Source organism: Micromonospora sp. WMMA1949 (assembly GCF_027460145.1).
In the GTDB taxonomy this organism is placed as follows: Bacteria; Actinomycetota; Actinomycetes; order Mycobacteriales; family Micromonosporaceae; genus Micromonospora.
The window spans coordinates 1,677,211-1,689,143 of sequence record NZ_JAPZBG010000001.1 but is presented as its reverse complement, the minus strand read 5'-3'; the positions used below and the strand labels follow the sequence as shown (position 1 = coordinate 1,689,143).

The window sequence follows — 11,933 nt, the reverse complement described above, 5'->3', positions numbered from 1 at the left end:
GCCCTGGGGGAGATCGGGCCCATGGTGTTCCACGTCCGGGGTCAGCCGAAGGCGGCCGCCAGGATGTCCAGTCCCCGGCCCAGCTCGTCGTCGGAGATGACCAGTGGGGGCAGGAACCGCAGCACGTTGCCGTAGGTGCCGCAGGTCAGCGTGAGCAGCCCGGCGGCGTGGCAGGCGGCCGAGATCGCCGCCGTGGCGGCCGGGTCCGGGGTCAGGGTGCCGGGCTGCACGATCTCCACGGCGAGCATCGCGCCCCGGCCGCGTACCTCGGCGACGCGCGGGTCACCGGCGGCGATCGCGCGCAGCCGCTCACCCATCACCGCGCCGATCCGGCGCGCGGCGGCGGCCAGGTCCAGCTCCCGCATCGTCTCGATCGACGCGAGCGCGGCGGCGCAGGCGATCGGGTTGCCGCCGTACGTGCCGCCCAGGCCGCCGACGTGCACCGCGTCCATCAGCTCCGCCCGGCCGGTCACCGCCGCCAGCGGCAGCCCGCCCGCGATGCCCTTGGCCAGCGTGATCAGGTCCGGCTCGACGCCCTCGTGGGCGCAGGCGAACCAGTCGCCGGTGCGGCAGAAACCGGTCTGGATCTCGTCGGCGACGAACACCACCCCGGCCGCCGTCGCCCATTCGCGCAACGCCGGCAGGAAACCCAGCGCGGGTACGACGAAACCGCCCTCGCCCTGGATCGGCTCGATGAGCAGCGCGGCCACGTTCTCCGCGCCCACCTGCTTCTCGATCATCTCGATCGACCGGGCCGCCGCGGTGGCGCCGTCCAGCCCGCCGTCGCGCAGCGGGTACGACATCGGCACCCGGTAGACCTCGCCGGCGAACGGACCGAACCGGTGCTTGTACGGCATGTTCTTCGCGGTCAGCGCCATGGTCAGGTTGGTCCGGCCGTGGTACGCGTGGTCGAACACCACCACCGCCGGCCGCCCGGTCGCGTGCCGGGCGATCTTCACCGCGTTCTCCACCGCCTCCGCGCCGGAGTTGAACAGTGCCGAGCGCTTCTCGAAACCACCCGGGGTCAGCGCGTTGAGCTGCTCGCAGACCGCCACGTACGACTCGTACGGCGCGACCATGAAGCAGGTGTGGGTGAACCGTTCGACCTGCGCGCGTACCGCCTCGACCACGCGCGGCGCGGAGTTGCCCACGTTGGTGACGGCGATGCCGGCGGCGAAGTCGATCCACTCCCGCCCGTCCACGTCGGTGATCGTGCCGCCGCCCGCCCGGTCCACGTACGCGGGAATCGTGCTGCCCACGCCCCGCGCCACGGCCTCGACCCGGCGCTTGTGCAGCTCCTCGCTGGTGGCCATCGCCGATCAGCCCTCGATGTTGTGCATGACGTGCTTGACCCGGGTGTAGTCCTCCAGGCTGTAGACCGACAGGTCCTTGCCGTGGCCGGAGTGCTTGAAGCCGCCGTGCGGCATCTCCGAGACGAACGGGATGTGCGTGTTCACCCAGACGCAGCCGAAGTCCAGCCGGCGGGTCATCCGCATGGCCCGGCCGTGGTCGCGCGTCCACACCGAGGCGGACAGGCCGTAGTCGACGCCGTTCGCCCAGCGCACCGCCTCGTCCTCGTCGGAGAACCGCTGCACGGTGATGACCGGCCCGAACACCTCGTCCTGGATGATCTCGTCGGCCTGGCGTACGCCGGAGACCACGGTCGGGGCGTAGAAGAAGCCGCGCTCGCCGACCCGGGCACCGCCGGTGGTGACGTTCGCGTGGTCCGGCAGCCGGTCCACGAACCCGCTCACCCGGGCGAGCTGGTTGGCGTTGTTCAGCGGGCCGTAGAGCACGTCGGCGTCGTCCGGCGCGCCGGTGCGGGTGTTGCGGGCCTGCTCGGTGAGCGCGGCCACGAAGTCCTCGTGGATGCCCGGCCCGGTGAGCACGCGGGTCGCCGCCGTGCAGTCCTGCCCGGCGTTGAAGTAGCCGCCCATCGCGATCGCCTCGGCCGCCGCCGCCACGTCCGCGTCGTCGAAGATCACCACCGGGGCCTTGCCGCCCAGCTCCAGGTGCGTCCGCTTGAGGTCCGGCGCCGCCGCGGCGGCGACCTCCATGCCCGCGCGGGTCGACCCGGTGATCGACACGAGCTGCGGGGTCGGGTGGGAGACCAGCGTACGGCCGGTGTCGCGGTCGCCGCAGACCACGTTGAACACGCCCGGGGGCAGGTGTTCGGCGGCGATCTCGGCCAGCAGCAGCGTCGACACCGGCGTGGTGTCCGACGGCTTCAGTACTACCGCGTTACCCGCCGCCAGCGCCGGGGCGATCTTCCAGACCGCCATCATCAGCGGGTAGTTCCACGGCGTCACCTGGGCACAGACGCCGATCGGCTCGCGCCGCACGTACGAGGTGTGCCCGGCCATGTACTCACCGGCCGAGCGGCCCTCCAGCAGGCGCGCGGCGCCGGCGAAGAAGCGCAGCTCGTCCACCGCGGGCGGCAGCTCCTCCTCGGTGGTGAGCTGCCGGGGCTTGCCGGTGTTGCGCACCTCCGCGTCGACCAGTTCGGCGGCCCGTGCCTCGACCGCGTCGGCGAACTTCAGCAGCGCCCGCTGCCGCTCGGCCGGCGTGGTGTCCCGCCAGGTCTCGAACGCGGCGGCGGCGGCCCTCATGGCCGCGTCCACGTCCGCCGCGCCGGAGACCGGGGCCTGGGCGAAGACCTCGCCGGTGCACGGGTCGATCAGGTCGGCGTAGCCGCCGTCCACCGGGTCGACGTACTCGCCGTTGACGAAGTTGCGCAGCTGCTGCTGGTCGCTCATCAGAAGTCTCCGAGAAGGTGGCCGGGGGGAGGGTCAGCGGAGGTTATCGCAATCTGACTGCCATCTTGGCTACTAAATCCGAGGCAGACAAGGGTTTGGGCAACTGTTTCCGCGTGAGCGCCTGTGGTCTAGGCTGCCGGTCGTGGAGCCGAGAGCCTTCTACGTCGCCGGTCGCCCCGCCCACGGCGAGGACGAGCTGACCGTCACCCATCCGTACGACGGGCAGCCGGTGGGGCGTACCACGCTCGCCACGGCTGACCAGGTCGAAACCGCCGTCGCGGGCGCCGCCCGGGTGGCGGCGGAGGCCGCGGCCCTGCCCGCGCACGCCCGCGCGGCCGCCCTGGACCACGTCTCCCGGCGGCTCGCCGAGCGGGCCGACGAGGTGGCCGCGCTCATCACCGCCGAGAACGGCAAGCCGGTCAAGTGGGCCAAGGCCGAGGTGGGACGCGCGATCTCCACGTTCCGCTGGGCCGCCGAGGAGGCCCGCCGATTCTCCGGCGAACTGCAACGGCTCGACACCGACCCGGCCGCCACCGGGCGGATCGCCCTGGTCCGGCGGGTGCCGCGCGGGCCGGTGCTCGGCATCACCCCGTTCAACTTCCCGCTCAACCTGGTCGCCCACAAGGTCGCCCCGGCGCTCGCCGTCGGCACCCCGATCGTGGTCAAGCCGGCCCCGGCCACCCCGCTCAGCGCGCTGCTGCTCGGCGAGATCCTGGCCGAGACCGACCTGCCCGAGGGCATGTTCTCGGTGCTGCCGTTGCCGAACGAGCGCGCCGCCGAACTGGTCGCCGACCCGCGGCTGCCGGTGGTGTCGTTCACCGGCTCCGGACCGGTCGGCGCGGCCATCCGCCGGGCCGTGCCGGACAAGCACGTCACGCTGGAACTCGGCGGCAACGCCGCAGTGGTGATCTGCGAGGACTGGGCCGCGGACGAGGACCTGACCTTCGCCGCGCACCGCATCGCCACGTTCTCCAACTACCAGGCCGGGCAGTCGTGCATCGCGGTGCAGCGGGTCTACGTGCACGAATGGCTCTACGACGGTTTCCTGCCCCGGCTCGTCGCGGCGGTGCAGGCGCTGCGCACCGGCGACCCGCGCTCCGAGCTGACCGACGTCGGCCCGTTGGTGTCGGTCGAGGCGGCGCAGCGCGTCGAGACCTGGGTGGACGAGGCGGTCGCCGCCGGCGCCGTCATCGAGACCGGCGGGCGGCGCGACGGCGCCACCTACCCGCCCACCGTGCTCAGCGGCGTGCCGGCCGACGCGAAGGTGTGCGCCGAGGAGGTGTTCGGGCCGGTGCTGGTGGTCGCCCCGGTCGCCGACGACCGGGCCGCGTTCGCCGCCGTCAACGACTCCGTGTACGGCCTGCAGGCCGGTGTCTTCACCCGCCGGCTCGACGTGGCGTTCGACGCCGCCCGCACGCTCGAGGTCGGCGGCGTGATCGTCGGGGACGTGCCCTCGTACCGGGCCGACCAGATGCCGTACGGCGGAATGAAGGGCTCCGGCGTCGGACGCGAAGGGCTGCGCAGCGCCATGGACGACTACACCGAGCCGCGCGTCACGGTGCTGACCGGCGTGGCCCTCTGATCACTCGCGGCCTCACCAGGTGCCGTCCTCGCGAACCCGGGCGGGGGCGCGGCCGAGCAGCAGGGTGGTGAGGGCGGCGTCGATATCGGCGCCGAGGAACCACTCGCCGGCCTGGTCGAGGGCGAAGACCCGGCCGTGCTCGTCAACGGCGAGGATGCTCTCCTGACGCTCGCTGCCGAGCGGGAAGAGGCGGGCGCCGATGACCGCGGCGAAGTCGGCGAGAGAGTCGGCGCTGTGTGCGGCCCGGAGCGGATTCGTGGTGAAACGACTGATCCAGACCTGCTCGCCGGGGCCGCGTTGCCGGCTCAGGACGGCCGGGAACGCGGTGAGTGCCGCTTCGGCGGCGGGAAAGGCCTCATGCCGGTGATGCTGCCCCGCGATCTCTCTCGTCTCCGTCATCGCGCCCATCGCGAGCGCCTCGTTGAACATGCTGATCTGCCAGCCGCCGTCGATGAGGGCGTGGGCGACCTCGTCGGGGAACCGCCCGGGCTCGATGACCTCGCGCGGCTCCGGCCGCCATTCCGCCACGAAGGCGAGGTCGGACCACGGCAGTACCGCGAACCGCACCAGGAACCGGACGCACGAGTCGCAGGGAAGATCCGCCTGTCCGCCCAACGGGTCTCCCGCTTCGCGGATGCGGAAGCTCTCGATCCGGCCGGTGCCGAGCAGGTCCCGTGCGTCCTCAAGGGACAACGGGGGCAGGCCCTCGGTGGCGCGGCGGTGGTCGTGCTCGTAAAGCGCGTCGGAGACGACGATCATCTCGGCGTGCCGCTCCCCACCGCGCACCAGATGCCCCGCGGGTAGCTCGTCCAGGTAGGACTGGACGAGCGGATGGTGGTGCACCTCGACGTCGCCCTTCGCGCCCTGCGCGACGTGCTGCCGGCCGTCGAGCGTGAGGTGCGCCGCCGCGCCGGGCGTGGGCAGGCGGGTCAGCTCACGCAGCAGCTGGGCGGCCGGATCGACGGTACGCGGCGCACGCGGCTCGGCCGGTCGCCGTTGCCGGTACATCCGCTCGACCGCCTCGGTCGGCACCCGAGGCCAGGTGGACACCTCGCCGGTCGCCTTGTCGATCACGGTGGTCGGCAGGTCGCCGGGCAGCGTGCGGGCGTCGGTGGACACGGTGGACGTCACCACGTAGCCCAGGTCGAACTCCTCGACCTCGGGTGTGCAGGGAAAACCGAGGCGGTCGGAGTCCCGCCGGGCCCACACCGAGGCGATCTGCTCGGCCTGCTGTCGCTCGATCACCACCTGAAATTACCGGACCCCACGGATTTCGTGGCACCCGGTATGGTCGGCCCTACCCACGGTGACGGAAGGGGAGCGACGGTGGCCGAGAGTGCGGACCGGGATGCGAACCGTGCACTACGCGCGCGCTTCGACGAGGTGTACGGCCAATACCAGCGCTTGCGGTCCGGTCTGGACGAACTCCAGACCAAGCTGGCCGAGCTGCGGGTCACCGAACGCTCCGACGACGGTCAGGTGACCGCCGTGGTCGGTGCACGAGGCGAGCTGATCAGCGTCGAGGTGAGCCCGGCGGCGTTCCACGACCGGGACGCCCGGGCGTTGAGCCGGAAGATCACCGAGACCGTGCTGCGCGCCTCCACCGCGGCGACCACCGCCACCCGCGAACTGGTCTCCGGCTACCTGCCGCCGGGCTCCCCGTCGGTCGAGTTCCTGCGTACCCATGACTTCGGCGCGTTGCTCGGCCGGGCCGACTCCGTGCTGGCCCGCGGCGAGTGACAGGTGGCCGGGGGAGAGATCTGGCTGGACTCGGACCGGGCCCGGCGCGGCGGTGCCGACCTGGCGCTGTCGGGGCGGGCGGTGAGCGCGGCCCGGCGGGAGACGGGCGAGCCGATCGCCGCCGCGAGCGCCCAGCGCCCCTGGGGCCGGGACGACATCGGCGCCGCGTTCGACAAGCACTACCAGGGCTACGCCGACACGCTGCTGCGCGCGTGGGAGCTTCTCGGCCGCTCGCTGGAGGTGCTCGGGTCGGACGTCGTCCGCTCGGTCACGGCCACCGTGGAGACGGACCTGAGCAACGCCCGTGACCTCGGGAAGATCCCGCAGCAAGGGCACAACCCCCATCGGCCCCGGCGCTGACCACCGGAGGATCCGCGCGTGAGCATGCTGCCCAGCCCGATCCCGCACCCGCTCGACTTCTGCCCGTGGGACCTGCCCGGCTGGATCTACGAGGCGCTCGACTGGGTGGTCGGCGTCGAATGGCCGGAGGGCAACGAGCGCGCCGTCTGGGACCTGGCCGACCAGTGGTACGGCGTGGCGGGCGTCCTGTCCCGTCCGCGTGACGACGCGGTCACCGCCGCCGGTGAGGTGAAGAGCGGCTACGGGGGAGTCGGCCTGGTCGCCGGTGCCTTCGACACGGCCTGGCACAAGCTCGCCGAGGGCCAGGACGCGCCGCTGCATGTCCTGGTCGCGGCCACCGACGAGCTGGCGCGGCTGGTCGACTCCTGTGGATGCGACATCGAGGGCGCGAAGCTGGAGACCTGGATCGAGCTGGGCATCCTGGTCGTCGAATTGCTCTCCCTGGCGGTCGCCACAGTGCTCACCCTGGGCGCCGCCTCCCCGGCGGCCGCCGCCGCGATCACCGCCACGCGGGTCGTGGTGCAGCAGATCTTCAAGCGGCTGGTGGCCCAGCTCGCCCGCAAGGCGGTCAAGCAGGGGCTGAAGGAAGCGGGCGAACGCGCCGCGAAGGAGGTGGCCAAGTCCGGTGCCCGCACGCTCGCCCGTCGGGCCGCGATCGGCGGGCTGCTGGAGGCCGGTCAGGAGGCGGGCACCAGCCTCGGCACGCAGGCGTACCAGAACTCCACCGGTCGGCGGGACGGCCTCGACCTGACCGACGTGAGCACGTCGGCGCTCGGCGGATTCGCCGGCGGCGCGGTCGCGCCGCTGGCCGGGCTGGGTCGGCACGCCAACGGGCGGTTCGCGGAGATCGGCGAGCGGTTCGGGCGGGAGATGGCCGGCGAGACGCTCGCCGAGACCGCGGCCGGTCTGGCGACCGGCCAGGGCCCGTCGCTCGAGGATCTGGCGCGTGCGGCGGCCTCCGGCGCGGCCGGGTCCGCCACCAACCAGGCCGACTCGGCACTGCAACGCCGCCTCGACGGGCAGCTGAGCGGGTTGACGGTGTCGCCGGTCGGCCTGGACGTGCCGATCGTCGCCGACCCCGTCGGACTGATCCCGGCCCAGCGGGTCGCCGAGCCGATCGTCCAGAGCGGCGACGCGATGGCGGGCGCCGTTCCCGTGACACCCACACACGTCACGCCCCAAGCCGCCGGCCCGCATCCGCTCGCCGTGGACCTGCCCCGCCCGGCGCCGGATTCCGCAGCGACGCCGCAGATCGATGCCATTCCGCACAGCACGACGCCTCTGACAGCCGCCACGAGTCCCACGTTGTCCTCGGTGGTCACGGACGCGCCCGTCGCCGGTCCGTCCCTGCCCGGGCCCGGAGTCCATGCCGGTGCGGGTCCGGTCGTGGCGCCGATCGACAGTGCCGCGCCGTCCTCGACCAGCCCGATTCAGGCGGCAGCCACATCGGCGACACTTCCTGCACCGCCTGCTGATCCCCCGCAGACCACGGTGCCACCAACGGCGGACCGCCCCGCCCCTATCAGCAACGGAGGTCAGGCGGGACCGGCTCCCGTCTCACCGGTCAGCCCTCACCCGAATCCGGGAGCGCCGGCCGTCGGGCCCGAGCCCCGACCGGGGCCGAATCCCCGCTTTCCGCTGCTGGACTCGTTGGCTCCGCACCGCCCTCCCATCGACTCGCCAGGGCCCCACCCGGGTCCGCCCCATGTCCAGTCGCGGCCCCGTGAGACCGCCGAGCAGCGTGCCGCGCGGCTGAAAGCCGATCGGGAGGGTTTGGACCGGCGGCGCTACCAGGGCTATCTGCAGTCTCAGCGTGCCTTGCACGAGGAGAACAGGCGGGAGGCGCAGATCAAGGAGCTGCGTGATCTCGCCGAACAGCATTACGAGGCGGCGCGTTGGCTCCTCATGCAGGCCCACGAACTGCGCCAAACCGGGCGGCACGAGCTCGCCGACCGGCACGTGTGGGAGGGCCGGCGGCGAGAACGCCTGCATTACCGAGCCGTCGACGAGGTGGAGGCGGTCCGTGCCGGCCAGCGTCTGCCGCGTGAGGTGATGGTCGAGGATGACCTCGACTTCTACCGCATCAACGACGACGTGGCGGACCTCGCCGTCGGCGCGGTGGAGACGGCCGACCACTCCGCGCTCACCGGTCACGGCCATCCCGAGCCGATCGACAGGTCCCGGCCCTACGGCCGCCGGGGAGGGCTCCGGCCTCCGCTCGCGCTGCACCAGACCGACCTCGAACGGCAGATGCCCCGCAATCCGGACGGCAGCGTGACGCGTACCGCCGATCCCCGGCGCGGTGGCTGGTTCCGCCTCGCGAACGACGGCGGACCGGCGGCCGACGCCACCCGGGGGATCAACTGCCTCGACTGCACGCTGTCGCTGTTCGAGACGTGGGTTCACGGACGGCCGCGCGTCGCGGCGCCCCGGACGTTCGACGGTTACCTGTACGGCGACGTGAACCGGCCGGTGGGCGGCGAGGCGGACGGACCGCTGCGGGTCGAGCAGACGACCGGCGGCCGATTCCAGAACCTCTGCCCGCCGGATCGGCCCGGAATCACCGGCCGCGACCGGCAGTTGCTGGTGGACGGCGGGTACCGGGACCTGTACGCACAGCTCGCGTCGGGCGGCCACGGCAGCTACGCGTTCCTCATCACCAGCTTCGAGGGCGGCGGCTCGCACGCGTGGGTGGCGCTGAACCAGAATGGCACGATCCTTTTCCTCGATCCGCAGACGGGCGAGGTGGCGAACCGGCCGATCTACCACCACAGCGGCCGACCGGCCCGCAGCAACGTGGTCGGCGTCGACGCTCTGGTGCTCGGCCCCGACGGCCGGCCGATGCCACTCACCGGCCGCCCGCCCGGCACCTACAACGTCCTGCCCGAGCCGCTTCCCCGCCCGGAGCCGCCACGACCGCCGGCCCCGCCACCGATCACCGACGGCCACGTACCGGACTTCAACCACGTCCACCTGCTCGGCGAGTCCACCACCTTCCACCGCCACGCCGACGGACCGATGCCGGGCAGCGCGCCGCCCGTCGAGCCGGAACCGGCCCGGGTACGCGAGGACCACCGGCAGGCGCACGCCGACCGGATCGCCGCCGGGCTCTACGTGCGCGACGCGCTCGCGGAGACCGGGAATCTCGACGCCGCCTTCGCCGCCGGGGTGACACCCGTCGAACTGGCGCAGCACGCCGACGTGCCGACGCTACGGCGGCTCGTACCCGGGCTCGATCAGAGCGCCGCGACCGACCTGAGCCGGCTGCTCGCCGACCCGCGCGTCCAGCGGATGCTCGACCAGAGCTGGGAGGCGCCACCGCGACCGGAGGAGTTGCTGGCCGAGACGGTGGTGCGGCAGCTCGCGGAGCGACCCGACCTCGTCCGGATGATCCTGGCGACCCCGGAACTCGCGAACTCACTGACCGCCCGGCCGCTGACCCTGCATCACCTGGCCAGCCACCAGCAGGCCATCGACGTGTTGCAAGACGTGGTAGGCGAGATCCGGGAACGGGGAGCTGACGTCGTTGCATCGACGGAACAGCCGGCCCCATTGCCGACCCCATTGACAGACGCTCACCTGGCGGTGAGTGAATCCTTTGCGACTGATGGCGCAGAGGCGGCCCAGCCGGGTTTCGACCTTTCGCGACTCGATGACGCCGTATATCGAAAGCATTACCTGGACCAGTTGTACGAGGAAGCCGCTGTCGCGCAGTCGGAGCTCGACTCCCTTGGCCGGGATCTGGCGGAGTCATGCGGTGGTGGTGCCGAATATCACCCGCGTCGTGAGCCCAAGGACCGTGCACGGGCCGAGGACAAGATCAAGCGCTACGGCGGCGATGCGTCGCAGCTGAAGGATCTCGCGGGCGGCTACGTCTCGTTCGGCAACCTGGACGACCTCTACGGCGGCCTCGCGCGTCTGAGGAACGACGGGCGATTGGATCTGGTGAAGTTCGAAGACCGTTTCCAGAGCCCACAGAAGAGTGGATACCGAGACGTACAGATGTTCCTCCGTGCCTCCAACGGGCACATCGCTGAGTTCCGGCTGCAACTGGCGCCACTCGACAAAGTGGCGACCTGGGAACACTCCCTCTTCGAAGTGCGGCGCGACCTCGAAGCTGTCGCTCGTGAGGAGGGACGTAGCGTGACAGTGACGGAGTCCGCCATTCGTCGGGCAGTGCTCCGGCGGCAGCGTGAGCTGTTCTGGGCGGCTCTTCAGACGGCGCTGCACCAGGAGAGTGATTGATGGCTACAGTCGACGGCGTCGAACTTCCCGCTTATTTCGAGCACTACGACACGCCTGTGAAGCTGGTCGCCACTCCGGACGGCGACCACGCCGCTTGGAAGCTGGACCGCTCGACGGGGGGCTGGCGGCCGGCGGACGAGCTGGTCGACGACGTGATCGGTGGCGTGGGCGGTGAGATCTATGTGCGCTCGGCTGACGCCTTCGTGCAGCACGTCGAGCGGTTGCGCGGGCGCTATCTGAGGGGCGAGGGACCGATCTTCGCGCTCTACGAGACGGTCCGGGCGCTCGAGGCGCCCGCCATCGCGGAGAGGCGACCGTTCACCACGGAGGAAGCGGCTCTCATCAAGGGGATCCGGCGGCGGACCTTCGTGATGTTCGAGGAGCAGCTCCAACAGGCCGGTGACCCGGCCGCCGACCCCACCATCGCCTCCACCCCCTCCTGACAGCGGCCGGGAACCTCATGCCCTCCACCGACGGTTCACCCGTGCCCTATGTGCCGCCCGCCGACGTGGCGGAGGCGAGACGCGTACAGGAGGAGTTGCGGTCCCGGGTGGACCTGACCGGGCCCGGTCCCGCCGCGCCCGCGACGGTGGCCGGGCTGGACGTGGCGTACGCGCCCGGCGGTGACCTGCTCGCCGCGGCCGTCACGGTCCTGGACGCGACCACCCTCGACGTGGTCGACGAGTCGGTGTGCGTGGGGCGGCCCGCCTTCCCGTACGTGCCGGGGCTGTTCGCGTTCCGCGAGATGCCGGCGTTGCTGGCCGCGCTGGACCGGCTCACCACCCGTCCCGAGCTGCTGGTCTGCGACGGGCACGGGCTGGCACACCCGCGACGGTTCGGGCTGGCCTGCCACCTGGGCCTGGTGACCGGGCTGCCCACCATCGGGGTGGGCAAGACGCCGCTCGTCGGCTCGTGGACCGGGCCCGGCCCGGAGCGGGGTGACAGCGCCGACCTGTGCGACGGCGGCGAGGTGGTCGGGCGGGTACTGCGGACTCAGGACGGTGTCCGGCCGGTCTTCGTGAGTGTCGGGCACCGGATGGGGTTGGACAACGCGGTGCGGCGGGTACTGGCACTGACGCCCCGGTACCGGCTGCCGGAGACGACCCGTACGGCCGACCGGCTGTGCCGGCGGGCGCTCGCCGAGGCAGGCGCGTCGGGCGGTGACCTGGGCGGGCGGTGATCGGGTGGCGCGGCACACATGTGGCGTGCTCGATGCCCGGGTGCCTGGAGGTGCCGGTAGTAACCTGACC

The 11,933-nt window shown here is 72.2% G+C and carries 9 protein-coding genes; 6 read left to right on the top strand and 3 right to left on the bottom strand.

Annotated features, from left to right (window positions below):
• Positions 1-41: 41 nt before the first annotated feature.
• Both gabT and O7607_RS07655 read right to left on the bottom strand, forming a co-directional pair.
• Complete coding sequence (gene gabT, locus O7607_RS07660) at positions 42-1,313, bottom strand: 4-aminobutyrate--2-oxoglutarate transaminase (protein WP_269702047.1); 1,272 nt, start codon at positions 1,311-1,313, stop codon at positions 42-44.
• Between the two features lie 6 nt (positions 1,314-1,319).
• A complete protein-coding gene (locus O7607_RS07655) occupies positions 1,320-2,756 on the bottom strand; it encodes a gamma-aminobutyraldehyde dehydrogenase (protein ID WP_269702046.1) in 1,437 nt (478 codons plus the stop codon).
• 142 nt (positions 2,757-2,898) lie between these two features.
• Here O7607_RS07655 and O7607_RS07650 point away from each other — a divergent pair, with 142 nt between their 5' ends.
• On the top strand, positions 2,899-4,338 hold the full coding sequence (locus O7607_RS07650) for an aldehyde dehydrogenase family protein (RefSeq protein WP_269702045.1): 1,440 nt from the start codon (positions 2,899-2,901) through the stop codon (positions 4,336-4,338).
• A gap of 12 nt (positions 4,339-4,350) precedes the next feature.
• On the opposite strand, the gene O7607_RS07645 is transcribed toward O7607_RS07650, so the two are convergent.
• The gene (locus O7607_RS07645; RefSeq protein WP_442929472.1) at positions 4,351-5,586 is read right to left on the bottom strand and encodes an SUKH-3 domain-containing protein; all 1,236 of its coding nucleotides are present in this window, start codon (positions 5,584-5,586) and stop codon (positions 4,351-4,353) included.
• Between the two features lie 78 nt (positions 5,587-5,664).
• Here O7607_RS07645 and O7607_RS07640 point away from each other — a divergent pair, with 78 nt between their 5' ends.
• From O7607_RS07640 to nfi, 5 genes are read left to right on the top strand one after another with little or no spacing between them, the layout of a single operon-like run.
• A complete protein-coding gene (locus O7607_RS07640) occupies positions 5,665-6,078 on the top strand; it encodes a YbaB/EbfC family nucleoid-associated protein (protein WP_269702042.1) in 414 nt (137 codons plus the stop codon).
• A gap of 3 nt (positions 6,079-6,081) precedes the next feature.
• Positions 6,082-6,438, top strand: a complete 357-nt coding sequence (locus tag O7607_RS07635; RefSeq protein WP_269702040.1) for a hypothetical protein — start codon at positions 6,082-6,084, stop codon at positions 6,436-6,438.
• 24 nt (positions 6,439-6,462) lie between these two features.
• Positions 6,463-10,683 (top strand): toxin glutamine deamidase domain-containing protein, encoded by a 4,221-nt coding sequence (locus tag O7607_RS07630; protein ID WP_269706911.1) that lies wholly within the window; start codon positions 6,463-6,465, stop codon positions 10,681-10,683.
• Positions 10,683-11,126, top strand: coding sequence for a hypothetical protein (locus tag O7607_RS07625; RefSeq protein ID WP_269702039.1), 444 nt, complete (start codon positions 10,683-10,685; stop codon positions 11,124-11,126). The genes O7607_RS07630 and O7607_RS07625 overlap by 1 nt, the downstream gene beginning before the upstream one ends.
• A gap of 17 nt (positions 11,127-11,143) precedes the next feature.
• Positions 11,144-11,863, top strand: a complete 720-nt coding sequence (gene nfi, locus O7607_RS07620; protein WP_269702037.1) for a deoxyribonuclease V — start codon at positions 11,144-11,146, stop codon at positions 11,861-11,863.
• The last annotated feature ends 70 nt before the right edge of the window (positions 11,864-11,933 follow it).